This is a genomic window from Asaia sp. SF2.1, from assembly GCF_000505765.1.
Taxonomy (GTDB): domain Bacteria; phylum Pseudomonadota; class Alphaproteobacteria; order Acetobacterales; family Acetobacteraceae; genus Asaia; species Asaia bogorensis.
The window spans coordinates 151,783-173,523 of the sequence record NZ_AYXS01000045.1 but is presented as its reverse complement, the minus strand read 5'-3'; the positions used below and the strand labels follow the sequence as shown (position 1 = coordinate 173,523).

The 21,741-nt window shown below is 60.3% G+C and carries 18 protein-coding genes; 10 read left to right on the top strand and 8 right to left on the bottom strand.

Annotated elements, in window-relative coordinates; genetic code table 11:
- Positions 1–9: 9 nt before the first annotated feature.
- Entirely contained in the window at positions 10–1,158 is a 1,149-nt protein-coding gene (locus P792_RS32855) for a cysteine desulfurase family protein (protein ID WP_023979600.1), read from the bottom strand.
- Positions 1,155–2,267: a cysteine desulfurase family protein gene (locus P792_RS32850; RefSeq protein ID WP_023979599.1), complete on the bottom strand. Its 1,113-nt coding sequence runs from the start codon at positions 2,265–2,267 to the stop codon at positions 1,155–1,157. The genes P792_RS32855 and P792_RS32850 overlap by 4 nt, the downstream gene beginning before the upstream one ends.
- 466 nt (positions 2,268–2,733) lie before the next feature.
- Here P792_RS32850 and P792_RS32840 point away from each other — a divergent pair, with 466 nt between their 5' ends.
- Positions 2,734–3,399 (top strand): alpha/beta hydrolase, encoded by a 666-nt coding sequence (locus tag P792_RS32840; RefSeq protein WP_023979597.1) that lies wholly within the window; start codon positions 2,734–2,736, stop codon positions 3,397–3,399.
- 160 nt (positions 3,400–3,559) lie between these two features.
- Positions 3,560–4,816, top strand: a complete 1,257-nt coding sequence (gene tyrS / locus P792_RS32835; protein ID WP_023979596.1) for a tyrosine--tRNA ligase — start codon at positions 3,560–3,562, stop codon at positions 4,814–4,816.
- 162 nt (positions 4,817–4,978) lie between these two features.
- Here tyrS and P792_RS32830 read toward each other — a convergent pair whose 3' ends face one another.
- Entirely contained in the window at positions 4,979–6,307 is a 1,329-nt protein-coding gene (locus P792_RS32830; protein ID WP_023979595.1) for a hypothetical protein, read from the bottom strand.
- Positions 6,308–6,592: 285 nt separating this feature from the next.
- Here P792_RS32830 and P792_RS32825 point away from each other — a divergent pair, with 285 nt between their 5' ends.
- The 3 genes from P792_RS32825 to P792_RS32815 are packed head-to-tail and all read left to right on the top strand — an operon-like array spanning position 6,593 to position 8,902.
- Positions 6,593–7,156: a hypothetical protein gene (locus tag P792_RS32825; protein ID WP_023979594.1), complete on the top strand. Its 564-nt coding sequence runs from the start codon at positions 6,593–6,595 to the stop codon at positions 7,154–7,156.
- Between the two features lie 40 nt (positions 7,157–7,196).
- Positions 7,197–8,291, top strand: a complete 1,095-nt coding sequence (locus P792_RS36150) for a sensor histidine kinase (RefSeq protein ID WP_051395942.1) — start codon at positions 7,197–7,199, stop codon at positions 8,289–8,291.
- The gene (locus P792_RS32815) at positions 8,288–8,902 is read left to right on the top strand and encodes a response regulator transcription factor (RefSeq protein ID WP_031241364.1); all 615 of its coding nucleotides are present in this window, start codon (positions 8,288–8,290) and stop codon (positions 8,900–8,902) included. Before P792_RS36150 ends, P792_RS32815 begins: the two co-directional genes overlap by 4 nt.
- Here P792_RS32815 and P792_RS32810 read toward each other — a convergent pair whose 3' ends face one another.
- The 4 genes from P792_RS32810 to P792_RS32795 form a co-directional block, all read right to left on the bottom strand.
- Complete coding sequence (locus P792_RS32810) at positions 8,903–10,009, bottom strand: glycosyltransferase family 4 protein (protein WP_023979591.1); 1,107 nt, start codon at positions 10,007–10,009, stop codon at positions 8,903–8,905.
- Positions 10,010–10,056: 47 nt separating this feature from the next.
- The gene (locus tag P792_RS32805) at positions 10,057–11,868 is read right to left on the bottom strand and encodes a heparinase II/III family protein (RefSeq protein ID WP_023979590.1); all 1,812 of its coding nucleotides are present in this window, start codon (positions 11,866–11,868) and stop codon (positions 10,057–10,059) included.
- A gap of 27 nt (positions 11,869–11,895) precedes the next feature.
- Positions 11,896–12,570, bottom strand: coding sequence for a ribulose-phosphate 3-epimerase (gene rpe / locus P792_RS32800; RefSeq protein ID WP_023979589.1), 675 nt, complete (start codon positions 12,568–12,570; stop codon positions 11,896–11,898).
- 89 nt (positions 12,571–12,659) lie between these two features.
- Positions 12,660–13,922 (bottom strand): RsmB/NOP family class I SAM-dependent RNA methyltransferase, encoded by a 1,263-nt coding sequence (locus tag P792_RS32795; RefSeq protein WP_023979588.1) that lies wholly within the window; start codon positions 13,920–13,922, stop codon positions 12,660–12,662.
- Positions 13,923–13,994: 72 nt separating this feature from the next.
- Here P792_RS32795 and P792_RS32790 point away from each other — a divergent pair, with 72 nt between their 5' ends.
- The 5 genes from P792_RS32790 to P792_RS32770 all read left to right on the top strand — a co-directional run bounded on the left by P792_RS32790 (position 13,995) and on the right by P792_RS32770 (position 19,632).
- On the top strand, positions 13,995–14,678 hold the full coding sequence (locus P792_RS32790; protein ID WP_023979587.1) for a YggS family pyridoxal phosphate-dependent enzyme: 684 nt from the start codon (positions 13,995–13,997) through the stop codon (positions 14,676–14,678).
- Between the two features lie 140 nt (positions 14,679–14,818).
- On the top strand, positions 14,819–16,807 hold the full coding sequence (locus tag P792_RS32785) for a potassium transporter Kup (RefSeq protein ID WP_023979586.1): 1,989 nt from the start codon (positions 14,819–14,821) through the stop codon (positions 16,805–16,807).
- Positions 16,804–17,961: a radical SAM family heme chaperone HemW gene (gene hemW / locus P792_RS32780; RefSeq protein WP_031241361.1), complete on the top strand. Its 1,158-nt coding sequence runs from the start codon at positions 16,804–16,806 to the stop codon at positions 17,959–17,961. The genes P792_RS32785 and hemW overlap by 4 nt, the downstream gene beginning before the upstream one ends.
- Positions 17,962–18,120: 159 nt before the next feature.
- On the top strand, positions 18,121–19,206 hold the full coding sequence (locus tag P792_RS32775) for a nucleoside hydrolase (protein WP_023979584.1): 1,086 nt from the start codon (positions 18,121–18,123) through the stop codon (positions 19,204–19,206).
- Positions 19,207–19,209: 3 nt separating this feature from the next.
- Positions 19,210–19,632: a DUF1489 family protein gene (locus P792_RS32770; protein ID WP_023979583.1), complete on the top strand. Its 423-nt coding sequence runs from the start codon at positions 19,210–19,212 to the stop codon at positions 19,630–19,632.
- 39 nt (positions 19,633–19,671) lie between these two features.
- On the opposite strand, the gene P792_RS32765 is transcribed toward P792_RS32770, so the two are convergent.
- Positions 19,672–21,714 carry an FUSC family protein gene (locus tag P792_RS32765; RefSeq protein ID WP_023979582.1) on the bottom strand — a complete coding sequence of 681 codons (2,043 nt, stop codon included), beginning with the start codon at positions 21,712–21,714 and terminating at the stop codon, positions 19,672–19,674.
- Positions 21,715–21,741: the final 27 nt, after the last annotated feature.

Below are 21,741 nucleotides of genomic sequence, written 5' to 3'. Positions count from 1 at the left end.
GCTTCTTCGTTACGATGTGCGATAGACTTCGCAGGCTGCCTGACGGAAATATTCCAGCGCCTGCACGATCTCGGGCGTGGAGGTAAAGCGTCCGACCGACAGACGCAAGCATCGTGCCGCGTCTTTTGCATCAAGCCCCATTGCCGTCAGAACATAAGAAGGCGTGACATCAGCCGAGGTACAGGCCGATCCGGTGGACAAGGCCACATCTGGCAGCGCTGCCATGAGGGCCCTCGCCTCGACCCCTTCGGGGAAGATGAGGTTGAGAGCACCACCAATTCGAGGCGACGAAGCACCATTGATGTGCACCCCGGGAAAGATCTCCTCAAGCCCAGCCAGAAGGTGGTCGCGCAGACCGGCAAGGCGCAGCTGCTCCTGCGGCATCAGCGCCTGGGCCAGCGTTGCAGCCTTTCCAAATCCGGCGATCAGGGGTGTCGGCAAGGTGCCCGAGCGCAATCCCCGTTCCTGCCCGCCCCCGGAGAACAGGGGAAGAAGGCGTGCCCTTGGACGATGGCGCACATAAAGCGCCCCTATCCCTTTGGGCCCGTAGAATTTGTGGGCCGAAAGCGACATCAGGTCGACCAGACTGGAATCAAGCACCATCTTGCCAGCGGCCTGTGCGGCATCGGTGTGGAACAGCGCGTCTGCCTCACGGGCCATGGCAGACAGGCGCGGAATATCCTGAACGATGCCTGTCTCGTTATTGACTGTCATGACACTGACCAGAGCCGTCGGTTGCGACAGCGCAGCGGCCAAGGTTTCAGGCGCCAGCAAGCCGTCGGGTCCGACAGGCAAGATGACGGGCTCGAACCCTTCTGCCGCCAGATCGCGCACCGACTCCAGAACGCATTTATGCTCGGTCGCGACAGTAATGACGCGACGCTTCGGACTGTTCTGGCGGGCCAGAAACCGGGCCGCGCCCTTGATCGCCAGATTATTTGCCTCGGTGGCACCTGAGGTAAAGATAATCTCGCGTGACTGCGCCCCGATCAGCGCCGCAATTGCAGTGCGTGCCTCTTCAACGGCATGGGCTGCCGCCTCACCTGCTGCATGGCCTTCGCTATGTGGATTGCCATAATGCTCGCTGAACCAGGGCAGCATGGCCGCCACGACCTCGGGATCACAACGCGTCGTTGCCTGATTATCGAGATAGATCACGCTGCCTTGGCCCCCAGACGAAGCGCCATGGACGTATAGGCCTCGATAAAACGGTCAATCTGCTCCTCGGTGATGTTCCAGGGCAATGAGACTCGGATGGCATTGGCAGCCGCCTCACCCAGCCCCATGGCCTGAAGGACATGCGAGGCCGATACCTTGCCGGAGGAGCAGGCCGACCCTGTTGAAACGGCAAAGCCCTGCAGGTCCAGCATCATGAGTTGCGTCTGAGCCGGCACACCCCACAGGATCAGCGAGGTCGTATTAGGCAGGCGCGGTGCCTTGCGATCTCCGGTTACACGTGCACCGCAGGCGAGCGCCGCCTCATCCACCTTGTCACGAAGCCTCGCAATCTCGCGCCAGTCCTGTTGGCGGGATGCTTCAAGCGCGGCCATCATGCCGAGGATTGCGGGGAGTGGCGGAGTGCCTCCGCGCCTGCCACGCTCCTGGCCGCCGCCACGGATGAGCGGAGTGATGTGTCCCTCGGCCCCCAGAATCAAGGCGCCCGCCCCCATGATGCCACCCGCCTTGTGCCCGGATAGTGCGAGGGTTGTAACCGAACCAAGGGGTAACGCCATACGCCCCGCCACCTGCACCGCGTCGACATGGAGCAGAGCCCCGTAGCGTGCGCAGAGCGCAGCGATTTCCTGCGTCGGATGAATAATTCCTGTCTCGTTATTGGCGGCCATGCAGCAGACAAGCGCCGGTGCGCCATCAGCAAGCACCTTTTCAAGCGCGTCGAGGCAGAGTGTCCCATCTGCCAGCACGGGCAGGATCACGGCATCAGGACGTGCCATTCTTACGGCGTCATGCTCCGTCGCACCAATCAGCAGCCGTCGCGTCGTCCCGCCGGGCAGGCCATCGCCCTGCGTCAGGGCGTGTATGGCCAGCATGTTCGCCTCGGTTCCGCCCGAGGTGAAAACGACCTGCTCCGGCCCTACGCCGCAATAGCGACCCATGCGGTCTCGAGCCTCTTCGAGGACCCGGCGCGCAGCGCGTCCCGGCCCATGCACCGAGGAGGGATTGCCCTTAAGCGACAGTGCCTCAAGCATCGCCAATCTGGCTTCATCACGCAAAACGTCAGTAGCATTGGCATCAAGATAAACGGTCATCTTTCTATAGATCGGCTTGCGCTCGCCGAGTGCAAGTCAAAAGCGCAGGAGAGGGAAATGGCGTGGTATGACGATTTCTGTGGAATTTTACCTGTCAGCATCGTTATACACTGCGCCAATGATGGCGTGGTGATCTGCCCCTGAGAGAGAAATCCCTCCCACGGGGCCCGCGCCGCTTCAGGGAATATCCGCTTGATATTCCCTTACCGTTGAGGAGCTAGTCCATGCGCGTTTCAACGCCTGCCGAATCCCTACATGGTTTTCACGCCCGACCAGCCTTCCCTTCGGTACGTGTCGCCACGGTGCCGCTTCGCTGAGAGATCCGCGTCAGTCATCATGACCTGTCCCTGAACAGGTCTGGAGCAACAAGCCTCCGGGTCTTCAGGCATAGCCTCATCTCCCATAAAAAACACATATCCCCTGCAGGGCACGCCCTCAGACAGGGGCATAATTCGGAAGCATTTTGATGCCAGAAGTCATGTTCGCCGGCCCTGATGGCCGGTTGGAGGGTCGTTACCACCATTCTGACGAGCCCAACGCGCCGCTCGCTCTGGTTCTGCATCCGCACCCGCTTCATGGCGGGACCATGAACAACCGCATTACCTACACGATGTACCGGTCGTTCGAGAAAATGGGTTTTTCCGTCATGCGCTACAACTCGCGTGGCGTGGGGCGTTCGCAAGGCCGCTATGATGGCGGTATCGGAGAAATTTCAGACGCCGCAGCCGCGCTGGACTGGATGCAGATGGTCAATCCGAACTCAAGCGAGTTGTGGATTGCCGGCTACTCCTTTGGTGCGTTCGTGGGCATGCAGCTTCTGATGCGCCGCCCTGAAATCAGCGGCTGGATCAGCGTGGCACCACCCGCCAATGACTATGATTTCGGCTTTCTGGCCCCCTGCCCCTGCGGTGGCCTGATGATCGCTGGCGACAAGGACGACATGGCCCCGGAGCCGGGCATCCGCAAGCTGGTTGACAAGCTGAACACGCAGAAGAATGTCGAGGTTGATTACCGCGTATTCGAGGGCGCCAACCACATCTTTGCCAGCGAGGCCGACAAGGTCGCCCACGCGCTGGAAGACCATGTGACTGTCATGCGCAACCGTCGCGTTCTGGCAATCGCCGCCGACTGACGCCTGAAAAGCATCGGATCTGTTAAAAAGGCGGGGCATACCCCGCCTTTTTTATTGGCGCTTTACTTTTTCGGGGGGCAGATCGACGTGCCCGGTCGGCTTCCGGGCAGTTTCATGCTAGGACCCCCAGCCTTGACCCTATACTGATGGATGACCCGATATGGCAGAGCACGCGCTGAAAAGTCCTTTCCTGAAAGAGGCTCAGGCTCGGGGCTATATTTTCCAGTGCACCGACCTTGCCGCGCTTGATGAAGCGATGAGCAAGGGCCCGGTGGCAGGCTATATCGGCTTCGACCCAACAGCGGACTCGCTGCATGTGGGCAATGCCCTCTCCATCATGATGCTGCGCCTGATGCAGAAACACGGCCATCGCCCGATTGCCCTCATGGGTGGCGGCACAGCCAAGATCGGCGATCCCTCGTTTCGAGACGAGGCAAGAGCGCTGATGAGCCCGGAAAAACTGGCGCATAATCTGTCCGGTATCGAGATCAGTCTGCGCCAGTTCCTGAATTTCGGCACCGGATCGAGCGACGCCATGCTGGTCAATAATGCCGACTGGCTCGATCGCCTGTCCTATATTGAATTGCTGCAGGATGTCGGCGTGCATTTCTCGATCAGCCGCATGCTGTCGTTCGAGAGCGTCAAGCAGCGCCTGGACCGCGAGCAGGGCCTGACATTCCTCGAGTTCAACTATTCCATCCTGCAATCCTATGACTTCCGCGAACTGAACCGGCGCTTTGGGGCCGTGCTCCAGATGGGCGGCTCCGACCAGTGGGGCAATATCGTTGCCGGCATCGATCTGGCGCGTCGCACGGATGGCAAGCAGGTCTTTGGCCTGACGACACCGCTGGTGACGACATCATCCGGTGTAAAAATGGGCAAATCGGCTAAGGGTGCCACCTGGGTGAGCGCTGAAAAACTGCCGGTCTTTGAATACTGGCAGTTCTGGCGCAACACGGAAGATGCCGATGTTGGTCGCTTCCTGAAGTTCTTCACGGATCTCCCCGTTGAGGAATGCGATCGTCTCGGCGCGCTTGAAGGGGCCGAGATCAACGAGGCGAAGAAAATCCTTGCCACGGAAGCCACGGCCATCTGCCACGGCCGCGACGCTGCGCAAGCTGCCGCCGAGACCGCACGGCAGACTTTCGAGGCCGGTGCCGTTGCCGCCGATCTGCCCTCGCGCGACCTGCCGCGCGCAGAACTCGAAGCTGGTATTCCGGCGTTCCGTCTGTTCGGCGAGTCGGGGCTGGTAGCGACAAACAGCGAAGCGCGCCGTCTGATCAGGGGAGGCGGCGCAAGGCTGAACGATCAGCCCATTCAGGACGAGAACCGGGTAATCGGTCCGGACGATCTTGTAGAAGGGGTGCTCAAGCTCTCCTCTGGCAAGAAGCGTCATCTGCTGCTGCGTATCGTCTGACCACCGCTCTCAGGACGTCCATGCGTCCTGAGGAGCTTTCCTGCCGCAGCGTTTCAATTTGCATGTTCGCCCATAGATGCTCGGGGTAAGCACTGCTCCTTGCGCTCACCCGCGTTAGGGCAGCCCCCCCCAAAAAGAACGTGGTTTCCTGTCAGCAGACAATCAGACCGTGACCACGGAAAACGTTTCATAGGATAGCTGGTGGGCGGACCACACCATTTCACGGTCGCCCACGACGGTCAGATAGCGTTCTTCGTGGTTTCTGATGCCACAGGTTGTTCCCCGGCACTGTGCGTGAATACGCCCCGGCGATACAGACGCCCGTATATCATGGCCATCAAGATCGAGAAAAAAACGCCTACCGAAAAGCGAAATGCTGGGGTAGGCGACCCTGTTGATATGGGTGAGGCTGACGGGAATCGCATCGCCTTCCATCCAGACTATGTTGGAGCTCGTAAAACGCCGTTCGCGTGATGAGTACCCCAATGTCCGGCCACGATGATCGAGCATGACGGGCATCCCTACAATGACGTGGTCATCGCCACCAGGTGAGAATTCACCCGATGCATAGTAATCGATCAACCCCCGCAATAGAGCACGTGACTGCGGCACATAGCCTTTCTCATTCAGCGCAGCACAGACCCTGAATAGAAGCGTCTCGTCGCGCAGGATATCATCATACCGGAAATCGCGGCAGAACCTCTCGCTGGATAATATATCATAGACGAGCTTTGGAAATTTCCGGTATCCGCTCTGGATCTTGTTATACAGGTTCGTTGTGTTGGATCGGCGAAACCGGGACGTTGCGATCCTTAGATTCCGGGCACAGGACATGGTCGCATCCTGCTCGTTTAACATAGCGATCAACGCAACCAGGTTGGCGCTGCCCTTCAGGCTCTCATAGACGATATGCCCGGCGCTCGGCACGTTGATCGGAACGATCTCGGCTTGAGCGCCCTGATCCACGTAATCCAGAAGATGCTGTACGGTCGCGTTATCATCGACGTGACGGCGATCGAATAGGGTGAAGATCGTACCGTGCAGATCCTGCGGTTTGATGCCCATACCTCTCATGGATGGCGTGCATAGCGCCGCCCATTCAGGCAGAACATTCCCCTCCCGATCATCGATCGTCAATTGCGGCCCCAAAGCCAAAGTGCGTCTGGCACCAAGAATTCGTGAATATTTTATAGCGGCATAGGCCCCGGCTGAAAGACCGATCGTAATGACGCTGCGGTATCTCTCCTTGATTAGACTACAGATAAGACGCAGAGCCGTATGCATATTCTGCGAAGTGTACCAGTTTCTGACCTTAGTTGTGATACCAATACATGAGATGTTCTCGCGCTCGACGATCGGCTTACCAAAATAAGATGCCGTGGCATTAGCCTCATGTCCAATGCCCATGAACGTTACAAGAACGTAATCGGAACGACCTTCGTTGAAATGAACGACGATATCATCACTATCGAAGACAATTATGGACGTCATTTCTGGACTCCGAAAAATAGTTATATAGTCAACAACATCTATTCTGGTTTTATGTTAAGTTTTTACTTGTATATCAACATATTATTTATGAAATCGGACATCATCGCCCCGACACGCAATCAGCCCACCGCTCGCACCGCCCGATTGTTGGGAGTTGACCCCTCCTGACCAACATGAAGCCGTTATCATCTCAGGTCATCTCTCCCGCATGACGCTGCACACTGTCGCACAGGTCAGAGCCTTGCGATCCTCAGGTTCGATATCCCGACAGTGAGAGAATGCATCATGCCCACCACTCCCGCTCAAAGACCTTGGCGTTACGCCCTGACCGATCTCACCGGACTGCTGTTTGCCGCGCTCTGGAGTATGAGAGGTCTTGCCGCCCTTGGAATTGCCCCGTCTCATGGACTGATCATCACAGTCTCAATCTCCCTGCCGCTGGCTTGGGGGTTCCTCAGAAGAGACATCACACATCATGACCCCGAGATCGTTCACGATCATAAGCTGGCTCGCCGCACGCGCCGGGCGCGAGTCGTTCTTCTCGTTGCGGCAGGTATGGTTCTGTCGGCCGTCCATCGGCCTGACCTGATGCTTGTTGTCGCAGGCCTCGTTATCGGCGCCTCCTACCTGCCTCTGGGACGTGCCATGCATGAGCCTGTGCATATCTTTACAGGAGTTGGCATTCTCTTCGTAACTGCGGCCTCTCTCTTCCTGAATCAGCCGCTTCACAGTGTCGTCGCCGGGCTCGGGACAGCCAGTGCCTGCTGGGTGGGTGCGTTATGTCGGCTTATGCGCAGCAGGCTGATAGGCTCCCCTGAAGCCGAGGCCCCAATCCGTACCATCGCCTGATTCCATATCTTCCCTCCCTGCGTCAGACCAAGGCCCTGTCATGCCTATCACCCTCGGCCCCCGTTCCCGCATCGCCTTTCGCCGCAGTATCTCGGGCATCTACCTGCTTCTCTTTCCCCTTCCCTGGCTCACGCGTGGCGGAAGTTTGGCAGGAATCGTCGCTTTCATCGCGGGGGCGGCCGTATTTCTGGCGCTACCTTTTCTGCCAGGTCGACTTGCCGTGCCGATTGCAGTCAGGGCCCTGATCTATGCCTTCATAGGTATCCTTCTCATACCGTTTCACGGCTATTGGGGGGTATTCTTCATCTCGGCCGCAGCGACATGCGGCGCCATCACGAACCGGCGCCTCGGTCTCACGATGCTCGCCGTCATATTGTGCGTCTGTGCGTCGCTGACATGGCTCGCCTATGAGGATCTCATTGGATGCCTGATCACGATTATTGTCGCCATCGGGACTTTCGCCACCATGGTGCTGTCGATGGATCTGCATCAGAGAAACGAGGCGCTTGCCGCGGCGCAGGAGGAGATACGCTCCCTCACCCTCATCGCAGAGCGAGAACGTCTCGCACGTGACCTCCACGATACACTCGGTCAATCTCTGACGATCATCGCGCTGAAATCCGAACTTGCCCATCGTCATCTGCCGCACGACACCAGCAAGGCGCAGGACGAACTGGACGAGATTGGTCAGCGAGCGCGCAACGCTCTGGCTGAAACGCGTCAGGTCGTATCGGATATGCGCGTGACCTCTCTGCGGGATGAACTCGCCTCTGGTGTCGCCGCATTGAATGACGCAGGAATATCCACGGAGTCATCGGGCGAACCGGGGCTGATGCCCGCATACGCCGAGGCGGTCCTCGCCTTTGCCCTGCGTGAGGCGCTGACCAATATCCTGCGCCACGCCAACGCCGCGACCTGTCATATCGCATTCCGGCAACGCGCGACGGCGGTGTTCGAGCTTATGGTCCGTGATCAGACCAGGCCCCGCCATGACAGCAATATTTTGTTATCATTCCGAGAAGGGAATGGTATAAGCGGAATGCGTCGCCGCCTGGCCGAGATCGATGGACGACTTGACTTGACCCCGCGACCAGACGGCCTGACCCTCATCATCACGCTTGGAGACCTGTCATGAGGCAGAAGCTGCGCCTCGTTCTTGCCGAAGATCAGGTCATGCTGCGCGATGCCTTCGCGGCGCTTTTGTCGATGGAATCCGATTTCGAAATCGTGGGTAAGGCAGCCAATGGGCTTGAAGCCCTGACCCTGTCGCGGTCGGAGCGCCCCGATATTCTCCTCACCGACATTGAAATGCCGGGAATGAGCGGCATCGAACTGGCGGAAACCCTTCAGGCTGAGAAAGCCCGAACCGTGGTGGTGATTGTTACGACCTTCGCCCGCGCTGGCTATATGAAACGTGCACTCAATGCCGGGGTCCGGGGTTATCTGCTCAAGGATGCGCCGTTGAGCGAACTGGCTGGCGCGTTACGTAATGTCGGGCGAGGAGGACGCGCCATCGATCCTGGTCTCGCGCAGCAGGTCTGGGACGCCGCACATGATCCCCTGAATTCCCGCGACCGCGCGATATTGCGCCTGGTGGAATCCGGGCGCTCCAGCGAACAGATCGCAACATTCTTCGAGCTCTCGCCCGGTACGTTGCGTAACTGCTTTTCAGATATCATCCAGAAGATAGGTGCCCGTAACCGTGTCGAGGCGAGCCGTATTGCAAGGCAGAATGGCTGGCTCTGATCAACTCAGCAGCGTCACCACACGGCTCAGAACCTTCTTCTCGTCATAAAGCTGCGTGGCTCGATCCCGCCCGGCCTGCCCCATGGCGGTCCGCAAGGCCGGATCCCGCACAAGCTGGTTCAGTACATCGGCAAGGGGCGCCGCCAGACCCGGCGGCACCAGAAATCCGGTTTCACCATGCACAACCTGCTCATTGGGCCCGCGAATATCGGTTGCCACAACTGGCAGACCACTCAGCATGGCCTCGATGACCGACATGGGGAGACCTTCAAAATGGCTCGGCAGTGCAAAAATATCCGCTGCAGCCAGCAGCCTTGACGTATCCTCGCGGTAACCCAGCAAGCGCAAACGATTTCCAAGCACGGACGCGGCAGCGGCGAACTCGGCGGTCATGCTGTCGCCATGATCAGAGGCAAGACGCTCTCCCACGATCACGAGTATAGCGCCAGGCACGGCCTCCATCGCCCGCAATAATTCGGGATACCCCTTGTGGCGCACGATGCGCGATACTGCGATAACCACGATTGACGTGTCATCCAGACCAAGCGCCTCGCGATACGCGCGCCGGATTGTCTGATCAGGCCGGTAGAGCTGCGGATCACGACCATTTCCGACGGCTTTTGGCCAGGGGTGGATACGCAACCTCCGGGCATCGCGCGCTTCGGCATGCGATACGGTCATGTAGCGGTCGGTCACTTGTCCCGCCAGCCACTCCATCACGAAGGACAGAACCCGACGCCGCCAGGACCCCGGCTGGTTGAACAAATAACCGTGGCAGGTATAGGCGATGAGCGGCACATCGCACCACCAGGCGGCAATACGCGCCAGAAAACCGCTGATCGGCATATGACCATGCACAAGATCAGGTCGGGTGTGCCTGATGAGCCGGATGATCGCTCTGAGCGCGCGCCATTGCGCAACCGGTGAGTAGGACCGTGCCATGGGGAGGGCATGCACGACAAAACCATCATCCCGAACGGGGACGAGATGATCCCCCTCGGCACAGCCGCCCTCGACCTCATGTCCGGCTTCACGCAAGGCCCGCATCAGCGGGTGGATGAACTGCCACATGGCGAAATCGACATTGGTGATTTCGAGAATACGCAATGCCGTTCCGCTGCCTGGCGGGATGTTGGCTTTCGAGCGCCTCTTTTTCATTCCGGGACACGCTCCATGACCCACTGAAGCACCTGACGGGAAGGTAGCGCCTCAACGACCGGCACGACACGCTCGGGGGGCGCGTTGTTTCCGTCAGGGATCGCGTCACCAGAGAGGTGTTCACAAGAAGCAGAGTCGGGCGCCGTCTGTGCATCGGGAGATTCCTGCCCTTGCTCGACTGGTAACGCCTGCCCTGCCGATGCGAGACCATCGAGCTGCGCATCCGCCTGAAGAGCCTGATCCTGTGGAACCTGGCCCGGCTGAGCGACGGGTCTCACGACAATCTGGAAGGCCGAAACCGGTTTCTCGCCACCGGCATAAACGCTCTTCTCCAGCGACAGGGCCCCGCCTTCCTGGCGGAAACGCCAGATCATGCCACCTGCATGCATCAGCACCTCATCGCCATCCGGCGCGAGTTCGGCCGTTACGGAAGGATGCAGGTGAAAGCGCAGGGCGAAGGCAACGCGACGTTCGCCATCTACACATTCCTCGCCCCGCAGATCCTCCCCTGTCGGGCCAAGATAGAGGCGCCGGCGCCAATGCACACCAAAACCGGGATACCAGCCATCATGCTGGGCATCGACCCAATGGGCGCCGTCCTGACTTTGATGAGCCAGGGTGACATGGGCAGGACGGCGAATGATCGCGCCATCAGCCCCAATATCACAGCATGAGGTATTCTCGACCACGAGAGATGAATGAGCCGCGGTCTGACGCAGCGCATGCTTCCAAGAGCCGCCGGCAGCGCCACCGCAATTCACAAAAAGGCGCTGGCGACCGAACGAAAACTCTAGAGACAGCGGGGCCGCGTGGGCATTGCGGTCGTAGTTGACCGGAGGGGGCGCACCACCATCGACAAAAAGAAGGGCCTTGCCCGCCGCAATGCGCCAGAACCCGCCATCCGGCATCGCTGAGGCCAGAAGCGTCTGACGCGCACCATACTGGATGATCCTGTCTATCTGGCGATCATCCTGTTCCTTGCTGCCATGAAACAGGGCCAATCCACCATCACCGTGCCTGAGCGCACGCAAAACGGGGCAGAGCCGTGCGAGGGCGTTCTGAACGGACTCCGACGGAGAGAGCTGCGCCATGCGCATGAACACACTGATCTCGGCCAGTTCCCGCGTCGCTTCCATCTGCGCCAGCGGACTGCGCTCGCGCAGCGTACCATCAGGCAGAATCTGCCGCTCGATTTCCTGATCCAGGAAGCGATGAAAGCGCTGCAGAAACCCAGTTTGCGAAGGTATGGCCACTGCGACGGAAAGCAGCCCCTTGAGCGCCGTGAAATTGCGCCACCCCTGTTCTGCGAGAGGCAGCATGATGGAAACCAGCCGCCCCTCTACAAGGAGGCGATCCATCAATCTCTGCCTGAACCCCTCACTGGCAGACGCCGCGAAGAAATCAAAATGGCCAAGCCAGGAGGCCAAACGGGCACCTGTCGCCGTAGCATTGAGCACAAGGGGATCAATTGGCGGCTGATCGAGCCAGCTGCTGACGATCGAACGGGCATAGAGCCGGGCTTCGTCGCTCCCAAGTGCGCGCAGATCGCGCAACCAGGTAAAGCCTTGCAGCCAGTCACGTGTTGCCGGGGAAACATCGGCATATTCCCAATCTGTCACACGCAGGGGTATGGACCGCCCCTCGAATCGGGCCGTGCCGCTAACGAGCAGGGCACCATGATCCGGGTTACCGGGCCAGATATCCCTTATGGCATGGACAGGCCGGTCTGGCGCACGCGCAAGCCCCGGCACACTCGATGGAAGCCGGGCAAATGAAAGACGAGCTTCACGCGCCCAGCGTCCGAGCATGCCGGTATGTTCCCCCAGATCAGGTTATCAGGACAGGCTGCCAACCTGTCTCAAAGAGTTGATTGCTGCAGCATAATCATCCTGACCATAGATGGAAGTCCCTGCGACCATCATATCCGCACCGGCACCCGTCGCGAGAGGCGCTGTCGCGAGATCAATGCCGCCATCGACGCCAATACGGATGTCGCGCCCCGTCGCATCGGCCATCTGGCGCAGCTTGCGGATCTTGGGCACCTGGCTCTCAAGGAATTTCTGCCCCCCGAAACCGGGATTGACGGTCATGACCAGAATGATGTCGACGAGGTCGAGCAGATATTCGAGCGCTTCGGGCGGCGTGCCGGGGCAGATGGCAATGCCGGGCTTCTTGCCAAGGGCGCGAATATGCTGAAGCGTGCGATGCACATGCGGGTTATTTTCCACGTGGACATGAATATGGTCCGCACCGGCCTTGGCGAAGGCCTCAATGAAGGCATCGGCCGGTTCGATCATCAGATGCACGTCAAAGGGCTTGTCGGTACGATTGCGCAGTGCTGCCACCATGCCAGGGCCGAATGTCATGTTGGGCACGAAATGCCCGTCCATCACATCCAGATGCAGCCAGTCGGCCCCATCGCGCACCACGGCTTCGACTTCCTCGCCCATGCGCGCAAAATCGGCGCTGAGAATGCTCGGTGCAATCAGGGGCGTTTTCAACTGGGGCATCGTTCTACCTTCTCTCTGTGTCGATCGTTCCGTATCGGGCTGCTCATCAGGCACGGCCCCATCGGGCGGCGCTCTCTGAACAAACCTTCTCAGGCCGTCTTGCGCAGCCTTGCAGCGAAAAAGCCATCCATACCGCCCTGCTCGGCCCACATGCCGGGATGAGTGCGGAATGTTCCCTGTTTTGTGAGTGCCTCGGGCATGGTCGCGAGCTCTTCAGCCGTAAAAGGCTCAAGCACCCAGCCGCGTTTGACCGCTGCTGCCACGCGCTGAGGACCTTCCTCATCCTGAAGGGAGCACACGGCGTAAAGCAGGATGCCGCCCGGCTTGAGCATGGCGCCAGCGGCATCGATCAGGCGATCCTGATCCTTTGCAAGCGCCAGCACATCACGCGGGCGCTTGACCCACAGGACGTCCGGATGACGACGCAATGTTCCCGTCGCAGAGCACGGCGCATCGAGCAGAACCGCGTCAACTTTCTCTTCTGGCTGCCATTGCAAGGCATCGGCGACAACCACTTCGGCATCGAGCCTTAGGCGCTCGAGATTCTGCTTGAGGCGCCTGGCGCGGGTTTCCTCGCGTTCGACTGCATAGACCTTGGCCCCGGCCACAGCCAGCTGGGCCGTCTTGCCACCCGGTGCCGCGCAAAGATCGACAACGCTCTGTCCCGGCGAGATATTCAGCAGTCGCGCTGGCATGGTGGCAGCCGCATCCTGAACCCAGAACGCGCCTTCCTCGAAGCCCTCAAGCTCCGTCACCCGCGTCCCCGGTGCGAAACGAACACTGCCATTGGGCATCATCTCCCCGCCTTCCGGCGCCGCAGCGCCCGGTTTCAGGGTCAGATCGATCGGCGCCTCGCGATGCAGGCCGGCCGCAATATCGCGAGCCCGGTGCCCCCAGGCCGTCCAGAGCCAGGCCGGAACATCAAGCCGATCGGCATCAAGGCCCTCGGCCAGTTCGTCACCATCGCGCGCCACACGCCGCAGCACGGCATTGGCAAGCCCGGCAAAGGGCGCCAGCCCACGACGACGCAGCAGGGAGACGATCGTACCCACGGCAGCATGAGGGGGGGTCTCGAGATGACGCAGCTGGGCCACGCCCATCAGCAACGCACAGCGCACGGGTGCCGGCGGCTCGCGACGAAGGAGCGGTTGCAGCAATTCGGTCATGCTGCCCATATGCCGCAGCACGGTCGCCGCAAGCCGGTGAGCGCTTGCACGATCCCTTGGGTCGGTCAGCGGGCTGCGGTCGAGCGTCGTCTCCAGCATACGTCGATGCTCGACGACACCGCAGACAATATCGAAGGCCAGATCGCGGGTCGGATCGGCGGGAATCTGAGAAGGTGCTTTGGACATTGCCTTGCCAATGGCATTTCGCGAAGCGCCGCGCTACCCCTTCGTGCATCTTAACAGCAACAACTTGCGGATATGGCCATGACAAACGACACGCTCTCCTCCCGTCTCGACCGGATTCGTGCGCGTATCGATGCCGCCTGCCTGACAGCCCAGCGCCCAAGGGAAAGCGTTCAACTCGTTGCCGTCAGCAAGTTTCATCCGGCTGCCGCCATCGAGCAGGCCCTTGAGGCCGGGCAACGCCTGTTCGGCGAAAACCGCGTGCAGGAAGCCAGAGAGAAGTTCCCCGCCCTGCGCGAAACCTGGCCTGATTTGCGCCTGCACATCATCGGTGGCCTGCAAACCAACAAGGCCCTGGACGCATGTCGCGTGGCCGATTGCATTGAATCCCTCGATCGACCTGGCCTGGCGGATGCGATCGCCCGGGCAGGTGACCGCCTTGGCCGCCTGCCTGACCTGTTCGTGCAGGTCAACACAGGTGATGAGCCTCAGAAATCGGGTATCCCGCGCGAGGAGGCCGATACATTCATCACGCTGTGCCGGACGCGTTTTGGCAACGCTGTGAAGGGACTGATGTGCATCCCTCCCGAGGATGAGGCACCAGCCCCCCACTTCGCATACCTTGCACAGCTGGCGCAGGCTCATGGTCTGGCAGAGTGCTCCATGGGCATGTCAGCCGATTTCGAAACCGCCATCGCCCATGGCGCAACACTCGTGCGCGTTGGCACCGCTATCTTCGGCAGCCGTCCCACCATCTGATTTCGGCCACGCCATGCTTGCGGCGACAGGACGAATGATCGTATGGCAGGCTTTATGTCAGTGATCGCTCACATCTATGTGTATCACGCATCGTATTTGCCCCCGTGCTTGCCTCGCGCTTGCCATGAGATGGAACAGAAATGACAGACAGGCCTGCCGGACAGCCAGGTTCCACCACTGCAGAACCAGGGTCCGTTGTCAGAAACGCAACCGACGGGCAGGGCTCCATCCGCGAGTTCGGCGCGAATGACGGCCTGCACAAGAAAGCCCCTGTCGGTCTGGCCGGTCTTCTGGGCGTTCTGGGGGTGGTTTATGGCGATATCGGCACCAGCCCGCTATACGCCTTTCAGGCCTCTGTCCAGATCGTCGGCTCGATCCGTCATCCGGCGGAAAGCTGGGAGATCATGGGTATCGAGAGCCTGATTTTCTGGGCGCTCATGCTGGTCGTCACCATCAAATACGTCATGCTCGTCATGCGTGCCGATCATGATGGCGAAGGCGGTATCATCGCGCTCATGTCTTTGGCACAGCGTGTCTGCAAATCGCCGAAATATCGCTGGTTCTTCGGCATTGTAGGTATTGGCGGGGCCTGCCTCTTCTTTGGTGATGGTATCATCACCCCAGCGGTTTCGGTTCTCTCGGCCATTGAAGGTATCGAGGTCTCGGTGCCATCAGCCTCCCACATCATCATACCGGTGGCGATCATCATCCTGATCGCCCTGTTCAGCGCGCAGGCACTTGGCACTGGCAAGATCGGTCGTGCCTTTGGTCCGATCATGATGGTCTGGTTTCTGACGCTGGCCGTCATGGGCATCCATTCCATCGCCCAGACGCCCCATATCCTGATGGCGCTGTCGCCTTATTACGCCGCGCAGTTCGTGCTCTATCACGGATGGCTGGCCTTCATCGCCCTGGGCTCTGTCGTTCTCTCCGTGACAGGTGCCGAGGCGCTTTATGCCGATATGGGGCATTTCGGTCGGACACCCATCCGCTATGCGTGGCTGTTTTTCGTCCTGCCGTCCCTGACGCTGAATTATCTGGGTCAGGGTGCCCTGCTTCTGCGCAACCCGGCGGCGCTGCAAAATCCGTTTTACCATCTGGCCCCCGGCTGGGCCCAGATTCCGCTTCTGCTCCTTGCCACCATGGCAACCGTGATTGCCAGCCAGGCCGGCATTTCCGGTGGCTTCTCGCTCTGCCGCCAGCTTATCCAGCTGGGCTATCTGCCCCGTATGCGCATCACCCACACCAACGCGGAGGAAGAGGCACAGATCTATCTTCCCGTGTTCAACTGGGTGCTTGCCCTGGGGTCGATCCTGCTCGTTCTCTCCTTCCGCTCTTCCTCGGCTCTGGCAGCGGCTTACGGCATTGCCGTCACAGGCACCTTCATGTGCACGGCCGTTCTGGCCATGGTGGTGTTCCGTCGCGTGTTCAACTGGAGCGCTCCTCTGGCAGGTCTCGTCTTTGGGTTCTTCCTGCTCAGCGATGGAACCTTCTTTGCAGCGAATGTGCTTAAGATCCCCGATGGCGGCTGGGTGCCTCTGGCGATCGGTGTTTCTGCCACCATTCTCATGACCACATGGGCGCGCGGTCGCAGCCTGATCCGCACCCGCCAGATGGCAGATTCACTGCCCATGGCGTCCTTTCTGGCGCGTCTGCCGCAGTCACGCACCGTCAGGGTGCCCGGCATGGCCGTGTTCCTGACGGCCAATCCCGATACCGTCCCCACCTGCCTCCTGCACAATCTCAAGCATAACAAGGTGCTGCACGACCACGTTCTGTTCGTGACGGTGCAGAACCTCGATCAGCCCGAAGCAGAGCGCGGCCATCGTGCGATGGTGCAGGAGCTGGCGCCGAATATTCACCGTGTGATTGTGCGCTACGGCTTCATGGAAATGCCCAATCTGCCCAAGGCCCTGGAGGAACTGAATGCGACCGGGGTTGAGTTCGATGCCATCCAGGCGTCGTATTTCGTCTCGCGTGAGCTCGTCGTACGCTCCACCCTGCCCAAGCTTTCAATCTGGCGCATGTGGCTGTTCCTGCTGATGGTACGCAATGCTGTGCCCAGCACCGAATTCTTCCGTATTCCGCCTGATCGTGTGGTCGAGCTTGGTGTGAGGATCGCAATCTGAGCGTAGCACCGCCGCTCTCGCTCTATGTGCACTGGCCCTTCTGTCTGGCCAAATGCCCCTATTGCGACTTCAACTCGCATGTGCGCGACGTCATCCCGCATGAGCGCTTCACAGCGGCGCTGCGTCAGGAGCTCGCCCATGATGCTGCCCGCACGGGGCGGCGCAGCCTGCGCTCGATCTTTTTCGGTGGCGGCACACCGTCGCTCATGCGCCCTGAAACTGTCGCCCTGATCATTCAGGATGCCCTGCACCATTTCGACGCCGCGCCTGATCTCGAAATCACGCTCGAAGCCAATCCGACCAGTGTGGAGCGCGAGAAACTCGCCGGCTTTGCTCAGGCGGGGGTCAATCGGATATCGCTCGGCATCCAGAGTCTGAACGAGGACTCCCTGCGTTTTCTGGGCCGTGAACATTCGGCTGGACAGGCCGTGCAGGCTCTGGAGACAGCGCGCACCCTCTTCCCGCGGCTTTCCTTCGACCTGATCTATGCCCGCCCCGGCCAGAGCCTGGGCGCGTGGGAGGCAGAGCTGCGCGAGGCCCTTGCCCTCGCCTCCGATCACCTGTCCCTCTATCAGCTCACCATCGAACAAGGCACGAAGTTCGAGGCGCTCTATCGACAGGGGCGGTTCACCCTGCCTGAGGGAGATGAAGCCGCTCGCCTGTATGAAAAGACTGCCGAAATCGCAGGCCTTTTCGGAATGCGGGATTACGAAATCTCGAATTATGCCCGCCCCGGTGCCGAGAGCCGTCACAACCTCACCTACTGGCGCTATCAGGATTATATCGGCATCGGGCCGGGAGCGCATGGCAGGCTGACGCTGGACGACACACTTCTGGCCACACGGCGGCATCGTGCTCCGGAAATCTGGGCAGACCGTGTCGAACAGCGAGGAAGCGGGTCGACCGAGGAAACGCCTCTGTCATCCGAGGAACGCGGGCGCGAGGCGCTCCTGATGGGGTTACGCCTGCGCGAAGGGATCGATCTGGACTGGTTCGCAAAGCGTACAGGGCGCCAACTGGCCGAGTGTGTGGACCCGATGATTTTCGAGGCGGCGCAGGAAGAGAATTATCTCAGCCTTCAGGACAACCGGCTCATTGCCACGGACGAAGGTCGTGTGAGGCTCGAAGCCCTGCTGGGTGCTCTGGTCCTCTGATCACCCGCGAGTCACCGCCCCTCAGCCTTGTGATTATTCAGACTGCATGAACACCCTGCACGCCACGAGATGACGTTCATCACCCCTTCCCTTAAGACTTTATTGCTCACAGTATGAGACACAGGGAACCGTCCCGCTTTTCCGGAGTCAAACCAGCTTATGCGTTGTTTCCTTGCCAGTCTGGCGCTTGCCGCCCTCACCATCGGCACAGCCTCCGCCGAAACCCGGAACGGTCCGGAGCTTGTGATTGCCGATAATGACTATCTGGGCCCGGGCGGCTCGAACATCCAATCCGTCATCCCCCTGCTGAACAACCCGAAACTGAAGGTTCTTGGCCTGACGGTCGTGGCTGGCGATGATTGGGAAAATGCCGAAAGCGCGCGTATCCGCCGCTTTCTGGAAATTTCGGGGCATCGTGATGTGCCGGTTTATGACGGGGCAACCCAACCCCTGATCAACACAGTGGCGCTCACGCGCCTGCGCGAGCAGCAATATGGCAGCCTGCCCTGGAAAGGGGCGTGGGGTGGCATGGGGTCTATGGACAAGACCCCTGACACGCAGCCCGCTGTTGCCCCGACCCCCGATGGCAAACCCGCGCTTCAGCCTCAGGGCATCCCTGCTGCGCTGTTCATGATCCAGCAGGTCCATGCTCACCCCCATGAGGTGACGATCATCGAAGCTGGCCCGATGACCAACCTGGCACTGGCCATTCGGCTGGATCCAAGCTTTGCGAGCACGGCGAAGCAGCTTGTCTTTATGGGCGGCTATCTTGACCTAGCAATGATGTCTGTCACCGGCAATGCGGATAACGGATCGGATTTCAATCTGATTTTCGATCCCGAGGCCGCCCATATCACCCTGACCGCACCCTGGGCCCATATCACCTCTGTTGCCAATGTCTCCAATGACGTGGTGCTCAGCAAGGCTGAGGTCGAGGCCATTGCGAAAGATCATCGCTCGGCCGCCACCGATTATCTCGTGCGCTACTATGTCCCGTTGGCCATGTGGGATGAAGTCACGAGCGCCATCGTGGCCGATCCCTCCCTCATTACCAGGAAGCAGGATGCCTATATGGATGTCGAGATCGGCAAGGGCATTGGCTATGGCCACGCCTATGTGTGGCCTGATGCCCTGGCACCCAAAGCAATGGGCGTCCGCAAGGTCAGCATCGTACAGACTATCGATGTCGATCGCTTCAAGAAGCTCTATGCCGGCTGGGCGCAGGGCTTCATGGGAAAGCACTGATCCTTGCTGCACATGATCAAACTGGTCGTCGGTTGCACGACCCTTGATGAACTCGCCGCCTGGATGCAGCGCGGCGAGCGTGTCGAGGGGTGCGGTGTCATACGCACGCGCACAATGCCCAAACAGGCCGATGAGATCAGTGGGCAGGGCTCGCTTTTCCGGGTGATGGGCGGGCTGGTGCTCTGCCGTCAGCCAATTATAGGGTTCCGACCCTTTACGCGCCCTGATGGCCAGTTAGGCACCCATATCCTCGTTACTGACGAGATCATTCCGGTTCAGCCGCGCGCCATGCGTCCATTCCAAGGCTGGCGTTATCTGAAGCCCGAGGACGCGCCCATCGATCTGGGCTCGTCACCCGCAGCGACGGGGATCGAAAACCTCCCCCCGGCGCTCAGACGCAGCCTGTCCGAACTCTGCCTGATCTGATTTCTCGCTGCTCTTATTGCCGAGCACGTGGGGACGGCCTCAAGTCACGGCATCTCCTGCCGCCTTGTTCTGAAGCCCGGCCCTCTGCCCCAGCCGCATCAAAGCTGTCTCGTCATTGAGCCAAGTGAGTACTTCCTGCATGGCGAGAGGGCCCTTCCTTTCGGCATCTTGCGGCACGATCTTCACGCCACGGGACTTTCCCTCAGACGCGATCGCCTGCGCCCACCGCTCGAAGCGTTCCGCTTCCTGCAGGTCAGGGCTTCGCAGCCCGTTCTGCATATCGAAGCGATAGAGGGTCAGTTCGCCGCTCAGGCGACGCAGCGCCCGCAGGACGGCCTGCACATCCCGTGACTCCCCATCGCGCAGTTGCGTCGCGAGCCCGCCGAACAGAGGCAGTCCCCCACGAGAGAACTCGGCAGCAATGGTTGTCATCCCGGCCTCACGCTGCGCCTTGTCGGTCTGGCCCTGATCCGTATCGCCCGAGAGAACAAGGCTGGCATAACGGCAATGGGCCAGTATCGCACGCCTGACCAGCGTCTCCCGGTCGGAATCGCCGCGCTGGGGCCAGAGCAGCAGGACGCAAAGCAGAGCGATCCCGCTGCCGATCAGATTGTCCAGCACGCGCGCCCACACGATGCCGCCTCCCGGCATCAGCGCCTCGGCAATAACGACCACCAATCCGGTCAGGAAGAACACCAGCATGGTGTAATTGACAGCACGGGTCGCAATCGCAGCGAGAGAGAGAAAAACCGCTGCGATCAGGAGGGGGATTTTGCCGGGCAGCATCAGAGCGCAAAGCGCCGCGAGCAGACTGCCCCCGATGCTGCCCACAACACGCTCCATGCTGCGCACAATGGTCAGGTTGCCAGCTGGCTGCATGACCAGCAGTGCCGCGATCAGCGCCCAGTAGGAAAACCCTTCGCCGCCATACAGACAGACGATCTGGGTCAGGGTAAGCGCCAGAGAAAGACGAAGTGCATGGCGCCATATCAAAGGAGTCAAAGCGCGCCCGCGCCCGGATTGTCCCTCACCTTCCTCACGATGGCGGCGTGAAAACGCGGCGATCATTTGCTGGAAAGCCGCGGCGCAGGCGATGACAGGCATGGCGTTCACCACACCACCGTTGCGCGACTCCCTGTCGAGGCGCTGTGCGAGTTGCCCAAGAATACGAAAATCGGGCTCAGGCCGCGCCACCTGCCGCATGCACTCGTGGCAGGCCATACCAAGCCGCCCGAGGAGGACGCGCAGCTCAGGTGATAAAGGCCCATTCTGTGAGAGATGCTCCAGCGCCAATAGAGCGGTAAAGACGCGCTCGGCCGCCATGAGTGTCGCTTCCATACGCCGGCGCAGGCGCACATTGCCATGACGCGCATCGAGCATCAGCAGCAAGGTTCGGGCACGTTCGATCGCGTTTCGCGCCGCCTGACGATGCACGGCCTCACGCAGGCGGCCGGCTGACAACTCGCGCGCCATCAGATCCAGAATATAGAACGTTGCCGAAAGGCTACGACGCGCCGGAGCATAAGGCTGCTGCCGCCAAAGCACCAGGCAGAACAGCGTCGCCAGGGCACCCCCCGCGAAGAACAGACCCGCAATCTCAGCCGCCTGACGCGGAGGCGATGGAAAACCGGTAGCTGCAACGGCGGCACATCCGGCCAGCGCCCAAAGCTGCATGACCGCCGGAGAAAACATGCGCGCCAGACCGCAACCCAGACCGATGAGCGCCACAAGCGGCACGGTGGCCCAGGGACCGAACAGGCTCAGGCTGGAAACCCCGAACACAAGAAGGGTGCCGGCCAGCGTGAACCCGCCCAGAACTTGAAAGCGCTCGCGATTGGGGCCGCCCGGATCAATCAGACAGGCCCAAAAACAGGCAAAGGCAATCCATGCGAGAACGGGTTGGTCGAAGAAAAGGGAGGGGGTCAGGGCGAGCGCCGTGACAAGGCCCGCTCGCGCGCCTTCGTACAGGCTCAGCTGCTCGGGCGTGAGCGTGATGGCATAACGCGCGAGATGGTTTGTGGAGGTTGTCAGAAAGGCAGCCAGAGGGCGAGAGGCAGAAAGCCGGGTCTTGCCCTTCATCATGCCGTTTCGCACCTCCGCTGTTTGAGG